This window comes from Serratia marcescens (genome assembly GCF_029846115.1).
GTDB classification, from domain to species: domain Bacteria; phylum Pseudomonadota; class Gammaproteobacteria; order Enterobacterales; family Enterobacteriaceae; genus Serratia; species Serratia marcescens_L.
Map to the genome: position 1 here is coordinate 3,540,111 of NZ_JARVZZ010000001.1, position 14,198 is coordinate 3,554,308.

The 14,198-nt window shown below is 63.0% G+C and carries 15 protein-coding genes; 13 read left to right on the plus strand and 2 right to left on the minus strand.

Annotated features, from left to right (window positions below; translation table 11 throughout):
- The 8 genes from QDT79_RS16710 to QDT79_RS16745 all read left to right on the plus strand — a co-directional run bounded on the left by QDT79_RS16710 (position 1) and on the right by QDT79_RS16745 (position 6,472).
- Positions 1–1,113, plus strand: a complete 1,113-nt coding sequence (locus QDT79_RS16710) for an ABC transporter permease subunit (RefSeq protein ID WP_063989961.1) — start codon at positions 1–3, stop codon at positions 1,111–1,113.
- Entirely contained in the window at positions 1,110–1,880 is a 771-nt protein-coding gene (locus tag QDT79_RS16715) for an ABC transporter ATP-binding protein (RefSeq protein ID WP_063989962.1), read from the plus strand. Before QDT79_RS16710 ends, QDT79_RS16715 begins: the two co-directional genes overlap by 4 nt.
- Positions 1,873–2,586 carry an ABC transporter ATP-binding protein gene (locus QDT79_RS16720; protein WP_107226252.1) on the plus strand — a complete coding sequence of 238 codons (714 nt, stop codon included), beginning with the start codon at positions 1,873–1,875 and terminating at the stop codon, positions 2,584–2,586. Before QDT79_RS16715 ends, QDT79_RS16720 begins: the two co-directional genes overlap by 8 nt.
- Positions 2,587–2,668: 82 nt before the next feature.
- Positions 2,669–3,772, plus strand: a complete 1,104-nt coding sequence (locus tag QDT79_RS16725; protein ID WP_373275489.1) for a branched-chain amino acid ABC transporter substrate-binding protein — start codon at positions 2,669–2,671, stop codon at positions 3,770–3,772.
- Between the two features lie 18 nt (positions 3,773–3,790).
- Positions 3,791–4,282 (plus strand): L-2-amino-thiazoline-4-carboxylic acid hydrolase, encoded by a 492-nt coding sequence (locus QDT79_RS16730; RefSeq protein WP_308316795.1) that lies wholly within the window; start codon positions 3,791–3,793, stop codon positions 4,280–4,282.
- Positions 4,279–5,505, plus strand: coding sequence for a Zn-dependent hydrolase (locus QDT79_RS16735; protein WP_308316796.1), 1,227 nt, complete (start codon positions 4,279–4,281; stop codon positions 5,503–5,505). The genes QDT79_RS16730 and QDT79_RS16735 overlap by 4 nt, the downstream gene beginning before the upstream one ends.
- 82 nt (positions 5,506–5,587) lie before the next feature.
- Complete coding sequence (locus QDT79_RS16740) at positions 5,588–5,935, plus strand: ArsR/SmtB family transcription factor (RefSeq protein WP_004938187.1); 348 nt, start codon at positions 5,588–5,590, stop codon at positions 5,933–5,935.
- Positions 5,936–5,938: 3 nt separating this feature from the next.
- Positions 5,939–6,472 carry an SRPBCC family protein gene (locus QDT79_RS16745; protein ID WP_149559269.1) on the plus strand — a complete coding sequence of 178 codons (534 nt, stop codon included), beginning with the start codon at positions 5,939–5,941 and terminating at the stop codon, positions 6,470–6,472.
- Here QDT79_RS16745 and QDT79_RS16750 read toward each other — a convergent pair whose 3' ends face one another.
- Positions 6,473–7,501: a transporter gene (locus tag QDT79_RS16750; RefSeq protein WP_130017409.1), complete on the minus strand. Its 1,029-nt coding sequence runs from the start codon at positions 7,499–7,501 to the stop codon at positions 6,473–6,475. It abuts the gene before it with no gap.
- 184 nt (positions 7,502–7,685) lie between these two features.
- On the opposite strand from QDT79_RS16750, the gene QDT79_RS16755 reads away from it, so the two are divergent.
- From QDT79_RS16755 to QDT79_RS16775, 5 genes are all read left to right on the plus strand, one after another.
- A complete protein-coding gene (locus tag QDT79_RS16755) occupies positions 7,686–9,296 on the plus strand; it encodes an inorganic phosphate transporter (protein ID WP_308316797.1) in 1,611 nt (536 codons plus the stop codon).
- 26 nt (positions 9,297–9,322) lie between these two features.
- Positions 9,323–10,237 carry a polyphosphate kinase 2 gene (gene ppk2, locus QDT79_RS16760; RefSeq protein ID WP_107226258.1) on the plus strand — a complete coding sequence of 305 codons (915 nt, stop codon included), beginning with the start codon at positions 9,323–9,325 and terminating at the stop codon, positions 10,235–10,237.
- A gap of 120 nt (positions 10,238–10,357) precedes the next feature.
- Positions 10,358–10,783 (plus strand): nucleoside triphosphatase NudI, encoded by a 426-nt coding sequence (gene nudI, locus QDT79_RS16765; RefSeq protein ID WP_308316799.1) that lies wholly within the window; start codon positions 10,358–10,360, stop codon positions 10,781–10,783.
- A 93-nt stretch (positions 10,784–10,876) separates the two neighbouring features.
- A complete protein-coding gene (gene pbpG, locus QDT79_RS16770) occupies positions 10,877–11,713 on the plus strand; it encodes a D-alanyl-D-alanine endopeptidase (protein ID WP_197773186.1) in 837 nt (278 codons plus the stop codon).
- Positions 11,714–11,851: 138 nt separating this feature from the next.
- Positions 11,852–12,838: an MsnO8 family LLM class oxidoreductase gene (locus QDT79_RS16775; protein ID WP_308316800.1), complete on the plus strand. Its 987-nt coding sequence runs from the start codon at positions 11,852–11,854 to the stop codon at positions 12,836–12,838.
- Here QDT79_RS16775 and QDT79_RS16780 read toward each other — a convergent pair.
- Positions 12,835–14,139, minus strand: a complete 1,305-nt coding sequence (locus QDT79_RS16780; protein ID WP_308316801.1) for an aminotransferase class I/II-fold pyridoxal phosphate-dependent enzyme — start codon at positions 14,137–14,139, stop codon at positions 12,835–12,837. The genes QDT79_RS16775 and QDT79_RS16780 overlap by 4 nt on opposite strands.
- Positions 14,140–14,198: the final 59 nt, after the last annotated feature.

Genomic DNA, 14,198 nt, shown 5'->3' on the forward strand with positions numbered 1-14,198 from the left:
ATGACCGTTTTAACTTCCACGCTTCCCCTGGCCACGCCTCGGCGCGCCAGGCTGGGGCTCACGCTGTTCATTCTCGCCCTGCTGCTGGCACCCTGGGTAGCGGGCGCCGCCGGCGGCAACTACTGGGTGCGCGTCGTCGACTTCGCGCTGCTGTACCTGATGCTGGCGCTCGGGCTGAACATCGTGGTAGGCATGACCGGATTGCTGGACATGGGCTTTATCGCTTTTTACGCCGTTGGTGCCTATCTGGCCGCGCTGCTGTCGTCACCGCATCTGACGCAGCAGTTCCCGCTGCTGCTGCAGGGGTTCCCCGACGGGCTGCACCTGTCGATGCTGTGGCTGATCCCGCTGGCGGCGCTGCTGGCGGCGGCGTGCGGCATTCTGCTTGGCGCGCCGACGCTGCGGCTGCGCGGCGACTATCTGGCGATCGTCACGCTCGGTTTCGGCGAGATCGTGCGTATTTTGATGCGCAATCTCGATCGCCCGGTCAACCTCACCAACGGCCCCAAAGGCATTTCCGGCATCGACCCGGTCAGCCTGTTCGGCCTGAAGTTTTCCGGCATGCATGAGTGGTTCGGCGTGCGCTTCTCCGGCCTGTACCTCTATTACTACCTGTTCGCCGCGCTGCTGCTGGCGATCCTGTTTATCAGCCTGCGGCTGCAAAACTCACGCATTGGCCGCGCGTGGACGGCGATCCGCGAAGACGAGGACGCCGCGCGGGCGATGGGCATCAACACCCGCAACTTCAAGCTGCTGGCCTTTGCCATCGGCGCCACCTTCGGCGGCGTGGCCGGCGCGCTGTTCGCCGCGTTTCAGGGCTTCGTGTCGCCGGAATCGTTCACCCTGCAAGAGTCGATCGCCGTGCTGGCGATGGTGGTGCTCGGCGGCATGGGGCACATCCCCGGCGTGATCTTGGGCGCGCTGCTGCTGGCCGCCCTGCCGGAGCTGCTGCGCAGCAGCATGGGGCCGCTGCAGCAGGCGCTGTTCGGCCAGGTGCTGATCGACCCGGAAATTATCCGCCAACTGTTTTACGGCCTGGCGCTGATCCTGGTGATGCTGTATCGCCCGGCGGGCCTGTGGCCGGCCCGTCACCTAAGAGGAAACGCCGCATGACGCCTTTGCTCGCTTTACACCACGTCAGCAAACGTTTCGGCGGCCTGACAGCGGTGGATGACGTCAGCATGAGCATCCGCCAGGGGGAGATCTACGGCCTGATCGGGCCGAACGGCGCCGGTAAAACCACTTGCTTCAATCTGATCACCGGCCTGTACCGTGCCGACGAGGGCGAGTTTCGCCTGTCGGGCCAGCGCTACAGGCCCCAGGCGATCGATAAAGTGGCGCAGGCCGGCATCGCCCGCACCTTCCAGAACCTGCGGCTGTTCAACGAAATGAGCGTGCTGGAAAACGTGATGGTCGGCTGCCACGTACGTACCCGCAACGGCCTGTGGGCGGCGATCGCCCGCCATCGCCGCGCCAGGGAGGAGGAACAGGCGGTGCGCGATAAATCCCATGCGCTGCTGGAGTATGTCGGCATCGGCCAATTCGCCCATTACCGCGCCGGCGATCTCGCCTACGGCCACCAGCGCCGTCTGGAGATCGCCCGCGCGCTGGCGACCGAGCCCCGGCTGCTGGCGCTGGACGAACCGGCGGCCGGCATGAACGCCGGAGAAAAAGTGGCGCTGCGCGAACTGCTGCTGCGCATTCGCGACAGCGGCAAAACGCTGCTGTTGATCGAACACGACGTCAAGCTGGTGATGGGCCTGTGCGATCGCCTGACGGTGCTGGATTACGGCAAAGCGATCGCCGAAGGCGAACCGGCGCAGGTTCGGCGTGAACCGGCGGTCATTCAGGCCTATCTGGGAGGCAGCGCGCATGTCTGAAGCCCTGCTGAGCGTTAAACAACTCAACGTGTCTTACGGCGGCATCCATGCGGTCAAAGGCATCGATTTTACGGTCAACGCCGGCGAACAGGTCACGCTGATCGGCGCCAATGGCGCGGGCAAGACCTCCAGCCTGCGGGCGCTGACCGGGCTGCAGCCGTTCGAGGGCGACATCCTGTTCGACGGCCGTTCGATTCGCGGCGTTCCGCCGCACCGCTTGCTGCAGCAAGGGCTGGTGATGGTGCCGGAAGGACGCGGCATTTTTACCCGCCTAACGGTGCGAGAAAACCTGCAGCTGGGCGCCTATGCGCGCCGTGACAAACCGGCGGTGCGGCACGATTTCGAACGGGTATGCGCCACCTTCCCACGCCTGAACGAGCGCCTGCATCAACCGGCCGGGCTGCTTTCGGGCGGCGAACAGCAGATGGTGGCGATGGGCCGCGCGCTGCTCAGCCGCCCGCGCCTGTTGATATTGGACGAACCGTCGATGGGACTGGCGCCGATTGTGGTGGAGGCCATTTTTTCGGTCATCAAACAGTTAGCCCGTGACGGCGTCACGCTATTGCTGGTCGAGCAGAACGCCCGCCTGGCGCTGGAGTCTACCGATCGCGCCTATGTGTTGGACAGCGGTAGCCTGAGCCACAGCGGCCGCTCCGCCGACATGCTGGACGATGAAAAAATCAAACAGATCTATTTGGGTGAATAACCGTTGTTACCTTTAACCGCACCAGGAGTATGACATGCAGCAGAACTTTCGCATCAAGCCGTTGGCGCTGGCCGCCGTGACGATGATCCTGAGCCTCTCGGCGCTGGCGGACGACACCGTGCTGATCGGCCTGGCCGGGCCGCTGACCGGCCCTTCCGCGCGCATCGGCAAAGATCTCGAAAACGGCGCGCGGCTGGCGATTGCCGACGCCAACGCGCAAAAGCCGACGCTGAACGGCAAACCGGTCACCTTCAAATTGCTGTCCGAGGACGATCAGTCCGATCCGCGCACCGCCGTGGCCGTCGCGCAGCGTTTGGTCGATGAAGGCGTGGCCGGCGTGGTCGGCCACTGGAATACCGGCACCAGCATCCCGGCGGCGCGCATCTACCACGACGCCGGCATCGCCCAGGTGGCACCGGTCGCCACCGGCCACGGCTACACGCAACAAGGCTTTGACACCAGCTTCCGCGTGATGGGCCACGACGACGACGGCGGCAACTATGCCGGGCAGTATGCGGTGAAAACGCTGAAAGCCCAGCGCATCGCGGTGATTGACGATCGCACCGCCTTCGGCCAGGGCCTGGCGGACGAGTTCATCAAATCGCTGCAGGCCCAGGGCATGCAGCCGGTCACCCGCGAGTATGTCGACGACAAGACCGTCGATTTCAGCGCCGTGCTGACCACCGTGCGCAGCAAAAACGCCGATCTGATCTTCTTCGGCGGCGTGGACTCCCAGGCGGCGCCGCTGGCGCGCAAACTGAAACAGCTGGGCATGAACGCGCAGCTGATGGGCGCCGGCGGCTTTGTCAGCCAGACCTTCCTGACGCTGGCGCAGCGAGAAGGCGAAGGCGTGGTGGCGCTGGAGCCAGGGCTGCCGCTGGAACAGATGCCGGGCGGCAAGGCGTTTGAACAAGCCTACCGCGATCGTTACCACACCCACATCGAACTGCATGCGCCCTTCGCCTACGACGCCACCCGGGTGCTGATCGCCGCCATCGAACAGGCCGGCTCGGCCAATCCGGCCGATTACCTGCCAACACTGCGCGCCATACATTACCAGGGCGTGACCGGCGCCATTGCCTTCGATGCGCAGGGCAACCTGCAACAGCCGAGCTTCACCCTGTACCGGGTAGTGGACGGCAAATGGCAGCCGCAAACCGTGTTGGGCGGCGCCAAACCACAATAAATCAAGAGGAGCAAGGCGATGAGCTGTGCAAACAACGAATTGGGCATTTTGGCCCGCAGAAAGATCGAAGCGGAGATCATCAAACCCATCTACCAGATTCTGGTGCGTGAAATCGGCAAGGCGCGCGCTCAGGCGGTGATCGGCGAAGCCATCGAGAATGCCGCCATCGCGGCAGGCAAGCAGTTCGCCGCGCAAGAGCCTGGCGGCGCGGATCTGCGCAGCTTCGCCGCCTTGCAGTACCTGTGGGAAAAAGATGATGCGCTGCGCGTCGAGGTGATCAACCAGGACGAACAGCACTTCGACTATAACGTCACCCGCTGCCGCTACGCCGAGATGTATCACGAGATGGGGTTGGGGGAAATCGGCCACCTGCTCTCCTGCGCGCGCGACAGCCAGTTTATCGTCGGCTATGCCCCGGAGGTCGAGCTGCAGCGCAGCCAAACCATCATGTCCGGCGCCCCCTGCTGCGATTTCCGCTACACCGCCAAAACGCCGGGAGAAGAGCAATGACGTATCGGGTCAACGGCGAGCGCCTGTGGCAAAGCCTGCACGCGATGGCGCAGTTCGGCGCCATCGCCGACAACGGCGTCACCCGGCTGGCGCTCAGCGAAGAGGACCGACAGGCGCGCGACCAGCTGCGTCTCTGGGCGCTGGAGGCCGGTTGCAGCGTGCGCGTCGATCGGATGGGCAACATGTTCCTGCGCCGCGAAGGCTCGCGGCCCGAGCTGGCGCCGGTGGTTACCGGTTCTCACGGCGACTCGCAGCCCCGCGGTGGCCGTTTCGACGGCATCTACGGCGTGCTGGCCGGGTTGGAGGTTATTCGCAGCCTTAACGATCGGCAGATCGTCACCGAACGCGCGATTGAAGTGATCAACTGGACCAACGAAGAAGGCGCGCGCTTCGCGCCGGCGATGATCGCCTCCGGGGTGTTCGCCGGGGTCTTCGATCTCGAGTACGGCCTGTCGCGCCGCGACGAGCATGGCGTCAGCCTCGGCGAGGCGCTGGAACGCATCGGCTACGCCGGCGAACACCCGGTGGGCGGCACGCCGATCCACGCCGCCTTCGAGCTACACATCGAACAGGGGCCGATTCTGGAAGCGGAACACCTCGACATAGGCGTCGTGACCGCCGCACAAGGGCAGCGCTGGTACGAGCTGGATGTCGTCGGCTTCAGCGCCCATGCCGGTACCACGCCGATGGATCGCCGCCGCGACGCCCTGCTGGGTTTCACCGAGCTGGTGACGGCGGTCAACCGCATCGGCTGGGATTTTGCGCCCGATGCGCGCGCCACGGTGGGCATGGCGCACATCACCCCCAATTCACGCAACGTGGTGCCGGGCCGGGTCTTTTTCAGCGTCGAATTCCGTCACCCTGAGGAGACTACCCTGGAGCAGATGGAGCAGAGCCTGCTGGCGGCGGTAAACCAAATCAACGACGGCGGCCTGACCGCTCGCGCCGAGCGCATCTTCCAATATCCCCCGGTCGCTTTCGATCGGGGCTGCATCGACAGCGTACGCCACGCCGCGCAAGCATTGGGCTATCGCCATCGCGACATGATTTCCGGCGCCGGCCACGATGCCTGTTATCTTAATCGCGTCGCCCCGACCGCCATGATTTTCATCCCCTGCGTGGACGGCATCAGCCACAACGAACGGGAAGACATTACCCCCGACTGGGCCGCCGCCGGTGCCGACGTCTTGCTGAACGCACTGCTGGCGCACACCGGCGCCTGATCCTCGCCCCGGTTTTTCGCCGGGGCAAAAAATATTCAACAAAACGGTTGAATATTAGCCCGCCTGTTCTATATTCAACCATATGGTTGAATTATCTTCCTCACAGCTGGACGCCATTTTTCATGCGCTGGCCGACCCGACCCGCCGCTCGATGTTACGCGCGCTGGCCGGCGGTGAACGCAGCATCGGCGAACTGGCCGCGCCGTTGCAGATGTCGTTCGCCGGCGCCTCCAAGCACGTGAAAGCACTGGAACATGCGGGCCTGGTGCAACGCACCGTGCAAGGAAGAAACCATATCTGCCGGCTCGAACCCGAGCCTATGGCGCAGGCCATGCACTGGCTGCAAACCTATGAACATTTCTGGACTGAACGGCTGGATGCGCTCGAACAGGCGCTGCTGCAGCCCGAACAGCTTCCTCCCAAGGAGTGAACCATGAATGATTACGGCATGATTATCGAACCCGGCACGCTGCGCATCCAGCGCTTGCTGCCCGGCCCCATCGAACGGGTGTGGGCTTACCTGACCGAATCCGACAAGCGCGCCACCTGGCTGGCGGCCGGCGCCATGAAGCTGGAGAACGGCGCGCCGCTGGAGCTGGAGTTTCGCAACTCCGATCTGGCGGGCGAGCACGAATCACCGCCGGCCAAGTACAAACAGCACGGCGGCTGCGTCAGCAACCGCGGCCACATCACCTGCCTGTTCCCGCCGCGTCTGCTGAGCTTTACCTGGGCCGAGCAGGATCAGGGCCGCCCTTCCGAAGTGACCTTCGAACTGACGGAACAGGGAAACGCGGTGCTGCTGACGGTCACCCACCGGCGCTTGGCCAACCGCGACGAGATGCTCAGCGTCGCCGGCGGCTGGCACACCCATCTGGATATCCTGCTGGATCGCCTGCACGATCGGGCGCCGCAGCCGTTCTGGAGCACCCATGCCCGGCTGGAAGAAGAGTACCGCGCCCGCCTGTAATTACGTCTCGTCCCTGCGCCTGAACGCCAGATAACCGGCGATCAGCGTAAAACTGCCGACCAGCAACACCAGCAGGATAAAACCGTGGTGATTGCTGGCCAGCGGGATCCCCCCCACGTTCATACCGAAGAAACCGGCGACGATATTGATCGGCAGCGCCAGCACGGTGATCACCGTCAACGTATAGAGCGTGCGGTTATTCTGCTCCATCAGCTTGGCGCCCAGCTCCTCCTGCAGCAGCCGGATGCGTTCGGTCAGGCTGGCGAGATCGTTCAACACCACGGTGAACTCTTCGGTAAACTGCCGCAGATCCTGCACCACCTCACGGCTCAGCCAGGTTGGCGGGCGGTTCAACAGGCGAAACAGCGCGGCCGGCTCCGGCGCCAGCAGGCGCTGAAAGCGCAGCAACATGCGGCGCATGCGCCCCAACTCGGCGCGGTTGCGTTTGACGCGGCGGGTCAACAGGCGATCCTCAATGGTATCGACATACTGGTTGGCCTGCCGCACCACCTGCTCCAGCACGTCCTCCTGCTCTTCCAGCAGGTGCGCCAGCAGTTCGGTGGACGAGGCCAACTGCAGCGCCGTCAGGCGGCCGAGCAGCCGTTCAATGAGTCGCACCGGTTTGTGACGCACGGTCACCACCAGCCCGCGGCAGCAATAGAGCCACAGCGTCGCCGTTTCCGGGTTGCTCTCCTCAGGGTGGAAGATCACATCGTTGAGCACCGCGAACAGATCGTCGCCCTGGCGCTCGATGCGTGTGGTGTGGGAGCCGTGGCGGATCTCGTGAAAGAAAAAATCGGAAATGGCGAAATGGTTTTTCAGCCACTTCTCCGCCGCCGCGTGGTTGAGATTGAGGTGCAGCCAGATAAAACCGTCGCCGGGCGGCAGTGCCTGATAGGCCTGACAGACCTGCTGCGAGTTCAGCCGCGCCGGCGGCTCACCGGAACGAAACACGTGGCCGTAGATCAGCCCGGTCACTTCATCATCAAAATCCAGCTTGTGCATCTTTTCTGCTAACATTTGCGCCATAACGCGTTATCTCGCTTACCGCCGTTAACCCAACACTCTCCGCTGTTATAGCAATCTTTAATTGCCTGCGTTAATTCTTTTCATCTTTCTCGATGATTAATATTTTCGTCATAAAAAAGCCACATTCATTCAGAATACTTTTCAGGCGAAAGATACCGCATTCAAACATCTCGGGAAGGTCATTATGAGCGATAACAGCGCCGTTCAAACGGGTGTGCCGGCCGCCTCCAGCCTGCCTAAACTGCATCAAAAGAACAGTCGACTCACTGTTCTTTTTTTTGTGTTCTTATTAATTCTGGGGATCGCGTTCGCCGGGGTGAACTTATTTAACGACGTCAGCGATGCCGGCGCCGTCTATACCAGTTACATTCCGTTTTTATTATTGGGGCTGGCGCTATTGATCGCGCTGGGCTTTGAATTCGTCAACGGCTTCCACGACACCGCCAATGCGGTCGCGACGGTGATTTACACTCATTCGCTCTCGCCGATGGTCGCCGTGGTGTGGTCCGGTTTCTTCAACTTTCTCGGCGTGTTGCTCTCCAGCGGCGTGGTGGCCTTCGGCATTATTTCGCTGCTGCCGGTCGAGCTGATCCTGCAGGCCGGCACCGGCAACGGTTTCGCCATGGTGTACGCCCTGCTGTTCTCCGCCATCATTTGGAACCTCGGCACCTGGTGGCTCGGGCTGCCCGCCTCGTCGTCGCATACGCTGATCGGCTCGATTATCGGCGTCGGCGTCGCCAACGCCCTGATCCACGGCCGCACCGGCACCAGCGGCGTGGACTGGGGCCAGGCGATCAAGGTGGGCTACGCGCTGCTGCTGTCGCCGGTGATCGGCTTCGTGTTTGCCGGCCTGCTGCTGCTGGCGCTGAAGCTGTTCGTCAAGAACCGCCAGCTGTACAGCGCCCCTAAAGGCAATACCCCGCCGCCGCTGTGGATCCGCGGGCTGCTGATCCTCACCTGCACCGGCGTTTCCTTCGCCCACGGCTCCAACGACGGGCAGAAAGGCATGGGCCTTATCATGCTGATCCTGGTGGGCACCATGCCGATCGCCTACGCCCTGAACCGTTCGATGCCGCCGGAGCAAATTCCCCGGGTGGCGGCATTGGCGGAGGTGACCAAAAACCAGCTGTTGCGCCAGTTCCCGGCCGGCGGCCAAACGCCACCGCGCGAGGTCCTGACCGGCTATGTGCGCACCAGCGAGCTGACGCCGGAGGTGGTGCCGGCGTTGGCGCAGCTGACCGGCGCGATCGGCGATCAAATCCGCCAATACGGATCGGTCGACAAGATCCCGGCGCAGGCGGTGTCAAACACCCGCAACGACATGTATCTGGCGTCCGAGACCATCAAGCACCTGAAGGCAGAGCAACAGCTGCAGATCAATCCTGACGCGCAGCGCAACCTCGACGCGCTGAAGGGCGAACTCGACAACGCCACCCGCTTCATTCCCTTCTGGGTGAAGGTGGTGGTGGCGATTGCGCTGGGGCTCGGCACCATGGTCGGCTGGCGCCGCATCGTGGTGACGGTGGGCGAAAAGATCGGTAAATCTCACCTGACCTACGCCCAGGGCGCCAGCGCCGAACTGGTGGCGATGACTACCATCGGCGCGGCCGACGCCTTCGGCTTGCCGGTTTCGACCACGCACGTCCTGTCGTCCGGCATCGCCGGCACCATGGCCGCCAACCGCTCCGGCCTGCAAATGGCCACCCTGCGCAATCTGCTGATGGCCTGGGTGCTGACGCTGCCGGCCTCGGTGCTGCTGTCGGCGGTGCTGTACTGGATTTTCAACCATTTCTAACACCGGACTGACACGGAGAAAATCTGATGACCATGCATGAATTCAACCGCGATGACGGTTTCAACCAGCGCCTGCTGCAAGAATTTTACGACAGCTACGACGAAGAGCTGGAAATGGAGCTGGACGATCTGCGCTTCGACGCGACGGAAGTGGACAGCGACCAGAAAAAGGCCTGGCGCAAGCATTACTTCCGCGAGCTGCTGCGCCTGCAGGGCGAGCTGGTGAAGCTGCAGGATTGGGTGATGCGCACCGGCCACCGGCTGGTGATCCTCTTTGAAGGCCGCGATGCCGCCGGCAAAGGTGGCGTGATCAAACGCATCACCCAGCGCCTCAACCCACGCACCTGCCGCGTAGCGGCACTGCCGGCGCCGAACGATCGCGAACGCACCCAATGGTATTTTCAGCGTTATATCGCACATCTGCCCGCCGCCGGCGAAATGGTGCTGTTCGACCGCAGCTGGTATAACCGCGCCGGCGTGGAGCGCGTGATGGGCTTTTGCAACGACGAAGAGTATGAGGAGTTTTTCCGCAGCGTGCCGGAATTTGAAAAAATGCTGACGCGCAGCGGCATCCAAATCGTCAAATACTGGTTTTCGATCACCGATGAGGAGCAGGAGCTGCGTTTCCTCAGCCGCATTCACGATCCGCTCAAGCAGTGGAAGCTCAGCCCGATGGATCTGGAAAGCCGCCGCCGCTGGGAAGACTACACCGAGGCCAAAGAAATCATGTTAGCACGCACTAACATTGCCGAAGCGCCCTGGTGGGTAGTTCAGGGCGTCGACAAGAAAAAAGCCCGTTTGAACTGCATCACCCACCTGCTGCAGCAGGTGCCTTATGAGGAAGCCGAAGGCAACGTCATCACGCTGCCGCAGCGCAAACGCAGCCCGGAGTACCACCGCAGCCCGGTGCCGGACAATATGGTGGTGCCGGAAATCTACTGACCTTAGCGCAGAGAGGCGGTTGCCGCTTCTCTGCGAAAATACAACGCCTTGATTTCTCTCATGCTAAGAGGGCAAACCCCATGTTAAAGTGGTTGCTTTCCATTTTGACCGGAGTCCTCCATGCGCCAACGCATCATTGTCTGCCCGCTGATTGAAAACGATAACGCCTTCCTGCTGTGCAAAATGGCGGCGCACAAGGGCGTGTTTCCCGGCCAGTGGGCGCTGTCCGGCGGCGGCGTCGAGCCGGGTGAACAAATAGAACAGGCGCTGCGGCGCGAAGTGCGCGAAGAGCTGGGCGCCGCGCTGATCCTCGACAGCATCACGCCCTGGACCTTCCGCGACGACGTGCGCATCAAAACCTACGCCGACGGCAGCCGGGAGCAAATCTACATGATTTACCTGATTTTCGACTGCCAGGCCGCCAACCGCGACGTGACGATCAACGACGAGTTCGACGACTACGCCTGGGTAACGCGCGAGCATCTCGCGGACTACGATCTGAACGAGGCCACCCGCTTCACGCTGCGACAAAAGGGATTGTTGTAACAGTTTGAGCGATTATCGCCCTATTTTCTTCACATTTGCCGGGCAGACTCTTTTGATATTTTTTAATCACTTAGGGTCACTATTGCCGCCGTTATGCTTTTATCTCACACTTTTCTTCGTCTTCCTGCCCGGCGTTTCGGCGCCGCACTTCTGTTCAGCCTGCTGTTCGTTTTGGCGCCCGTGCATGCCGCTGCGCCGCCGCTGGTACTGAATGCCAAATCAGTGCTGGTCGTCAATCAACGCACCGGAAAGACGCTCTATCAGAAGCAGCCAAACCGCGTGCTGCCGATTGCCTCGCTCACCAAGCTGATGACCGCCATGGTCGCCCTGGACAGCAAACGCCCGATGGGCAGCAGGCTGAAAGTCACCGCCGCCGATCGCGATCTGCTGAAAAAAACCCATTCGCGCCTGACCATCGGCTCGGTGCTCAGCCGCCGCGACATGCTGCACATCGCCCTGATGTCTTCGGAGAACCGCGCCGCCGCGGCGCTGAGCCGCAGCTATCCCGGCGGGCGCAAGGCCTTCGTGGCGAAAATGAACCAGAAAGCGCGCGCCATCGGCATGAAACGCGCCCGCTTCTACGATCCGACCGGGCTGACGCCGCGCAATGTGGCGACCGCCAACGATCTGCTGAAGATGGTCAATCACGCCTATCGTTATCAGTCAATTCGCCGCTTCAGCACCGACAAGCAGCAGATCGTGCGCCCTGGCCGCGGCCAGCTGGTCTACCGCAGCTCCAACGGCCTGATCAATAATCCGGCCTGGAAAATTCAGCTGCAGAAAACCGGCTTTACCGACGAGGCCGGCCACTGCCTGGTGATGCGCACCACCATCAAAGGGCAGCCGGTGGTGATGATCCTGCTCGGCGCGCAGCCGCGCTACGGCCACTACCGTGACGCCATTCGTCTGAAGGCCTGGCTCGAGGGATAACATCGCGGCGCTTTACCGTTCTGCGCATATCCAAATTCGTTTTGGATCAATGGAATATCCTATCGCCAATCAGTATTAAGGCGCACGCCGCCCGCATGGTATTTGTCAGGCATATCTGATGAGGAAAGGAGCGGGAAAATGGCTTATGCCTTGAGCATATTGGAAAAGAGTCCGATCGCCGACGGGGAAAGCGCCGCGCAGGCGCTGGCGCGCACGCTGCATCTGGCGCAGCAGGCGGAACGCTGGGGCTACCGACGTTTCTGGCTGGCGGAGCACCACAACACGCCGCAGCTCGCCTGCCCGTCGCCGGAAGTGCTGATCGGCTACCTGCTCGGCCAGACGTCGCGCATTCGCATCGGCTCCGGCGGCGTGATGCTGCAACACTACAGCGCCTACAAGGTGGCCGAAAACTTTAACCTGCTGGCGGCGTTGGCGCCGGGGCGCGTCGATCTCGGGGTGGGCAAAGCGCCCGGCGGGCTGCCGCTCGCCACCCAAGCGCTGCAGGCCGCCCATGACCGGCAACACAAACCGGCCTTTCCACAGCAGCTGTCGCAGCTGACCGCCTATCTGAACGACGACGCCGAACCGGGCCTGAGCGCCACGCCGCTGCCGCCGCATACCGCCCAGCGCTTCCTGCTCGGCGCCAGCAAAGAGAGCGCGACGCTGGCGGCCGAATCCGGCTGGGCCTTCGTGTTCGCCGCGCATCTGAACGGCAATCCGCAAGATATCCGGGAGGCACTGGCGCACTATGCCGCACTGAGCGGCGGCCGCAAGGCGCTGCTGGCGGTAGCGGCGATCGTGGCGCCAAGTGCGGAACAGGCCGCGGCGCTGGCGGCGGATATACAGCAATACCGCGTACATGTCGCCGGTGAGCAGAGCGTGACCGTCGGCAGCCTGGCGCAGGCGGAAAGTTTCGTGCAGCAGGCCGGCGCCACCGACTACCGCATCGAGCCGCGAGAAAACCATATCCTGCTCGGCACCGCGCAGCAGGTGCATCAGCAACTGGCGCAGCTGCAGCTGCAGTACGGCGTGGACGAGTTCATCATCGACACGCCGATCGCCGAACCGACCGCCCGGTTAACCTCACTACGACAGTTGGCGGAGGAGAACCTGACGCCGGCCTAGTTGATCGCCGCGCGGGTCCGCATGGCGTCGGCCAGATCCTGCGCCAACGACGCCAGCTGCGTCGGCACCACGTTGGCCAGGCTGACGCGGATCGCAGGATCGCCCTTCAGGCGGAAAGGCTCGCCGCCCTGCACCAACCACCCCCGCTGCGCCATCAGCTGCGTGGCGGCGGTTTCCGACCGCACCGGCAACCACAGATGCAGCCCTTCACCTACCGCCAGCACCGTATGATTCAGCGCATTGAGCCGCCGCACCAGTTCATCCCTTCTGGCCTGATACGCCTGTTGCGCCCGCTGCAGCTGCCCTTCCTGCAAGGCCTGCCCCCACAGTCTGGCGGCAATCTGCTGCAAGATATGGCTGACCCAGCGCTCGCTGATGTACTGATCGGCGCGCATCGCCTGCAGCAACGTCGGGTTGCCGCAGGCCAGCGCGATGCGCAGATCCGGGCTGAGAAACTTGCTCAGCGACAGCACGTACAGGCCGCCATCGCCGTCGAACGGCAGATGCAGCGGCTGTTGCGACAGCGGCCCCCAGAAGTCGTCGACGATCGCCAGACACTGCGGATTTTCGCTGAGAAAACGCCGCCACTGCTGCGCGCGCTGCGCAGAGAGCGAGGCGCCGGTCGGATTGTGGGCGCGCGGCGTCAGGATCACCGCGCCCGCCGCTCCGCTTTCCGGCAACCGGCACCCCTGTTCATCCATCGCCAGCGGCAGTGGCCGCAGACGCAGGTGGCGCAGCAGCGTCAATAGCGGCGGCCAGCAGGGATCTTCCACCCATACCGCCGCGCCCGGCTGCACATGGCAGCGCAGCGCCTTTTCCATCGCGTCCAGCGCGCCGGAGAACACCGCCGGTTCCCCCAGGCTAACGCCCTGGCGGCCGAGCCACTCACGCCCCAGACCGGTCAATACCGGCAGATCGCCGCTGATGTCATAGCCGTTTTGCTGCGGGAACACCTCCGTCGCACCCAGCGCCAACGCCGGCAACAGGGCGGCATCCAGGTTGCCGCTGGCCAGATCGCACATCCCCGCCGGCACCTGACGCGGCACATAGGCCGCACTCACCGCCGCCAGCGGCGGTTCCAGCACCACCGTTCCCGCCCGCCCGCGCGTCGCCACAAGGCCGGCATCACGCAATCGGGCATAAGCGCTGGCGACGGTATTCGGGTTGACCTCCAGCTCCGCCGCCAGTTGGCGTACCGGCGGCAACAGCTCGCCCGGCCGCAGTGCGCCGTCTTTGATGCGTGCGGCGATCTGCTCGGCAATCTGGACAGCGCCGCCGCCTTTTGCATACAATGAAGTCATACATAAATCCTTTTGTACTAGTTCAAAATAGATTACCCGTTTCCGCGGCCAAAAGTAAG

Excerpts from the sequence above, each read along its gene's own strand:
- QDT79_RS16710 (WP_063989961.1), top strand. The coding sequence starts at position 1 with ATGACCGTTTTAACTTCCACGCTTCCCCTGGCCACGCCTCGGCGCGCC.
- QDT79_RS16730 (WP_308316795.1), top strand. The coding sequence starts at position 3,791 with ATGAGCTGTGCAAACAACGAATTGGGCATTTTGGCCCGCAGAAAGATC.
- QDT79_RS16755 (WP_308316797.1), top strand. The coding sequence starts at position 7,686 with ATGAGCGATAACAGCGCCGTTCAAACGGGTGTGCCGGCCGCCTCCAGC.
- nudI (WP_308316799.1), top strand. The coding sequence starts at position 10,358 with ATGCGCCAACGCATCATTGTCTGCCCGCTGATTGAAAACGATAACGCC.
- QDT79_RS16745 (WP_149559269.1), top strand. The coding sequence starts at position 5,939 with ATGAATGATTACGGCATGATTATCGAACCCGGCACGCTGCGCATCCAG.
- QDT79_RS16725 (WP_373275489.1), top strand. The coding sequence starts at position 2,669 with ATGATCCTGAGCCTCTCGGCGCTGGCGGACGACACCGTGCTGATCGGC.
- QDT79_RS16740 (WP_004938187.1), top strand. The coding sequence starts at position 5,588 with ATGGTTGAATTATCTTCCTCACAGCTGGACGCCATTTTTCATGCGCTG.
- QDT79_RS16735 (WP_308316796.1), top strand. The coding sequence starts at position 4,279 with ATGACGTATCGGGTCAACGGCGAGCGCCTGTGGCAAAGCCTGCACGCG.
- ppk2 (WP_107226258.1), top strand. The coding sequence starts at position 9,323 with ATGACCATGCATGAATTCAACCGCGATGACGGTTTCAACCAGCGCCTG.
- QDT79_RS16780 (WP_308316801.1), bottom strand. The coding sequence starts at position 14,139 with ATGACTTCATTGTATGCAAAAGGCGGCGGCGCTGTCCAGATTGCCGAG.
- QDT79_RS16775 (WP_308316800.1), top strand. The coding sequence starts at position 11,852 with ATGGCTTATGCCTTGAGCATATTGGAAAAGAGTCCGATCGCCGACGGG.
- pbpG (WP_197773186.1), top strand. The coding sequence starts at position 10,877 with ATGCTTTTATCTCACACTTTTCTTCGTCTTCCTGCCCGGCGTTTCGGC.
- QDT79_RS16715 (WP_063989962.1), top strand. The coding sequence starts at position 1,110 with ATGACGCCTTTGCTCGCTTTACACCACGTCAGCAAACGTTTCGGCGGC.
- QDT79_RS16750 (WP_130017409.1), bottom strand. The coding sequence starts at position 7,501 with ATGGCGCAAATGTTAGCAGAAAAGATGCACAAGCTGGATTTTGATGAT.
- QDT79_RS16720 (WP_107226252.1), top strand. The coding sequence starts at position 1,873 with ATGTCTGAAGCCCTGCTGAGCGTTAAACAACTCAACGTGTCTTACGGC.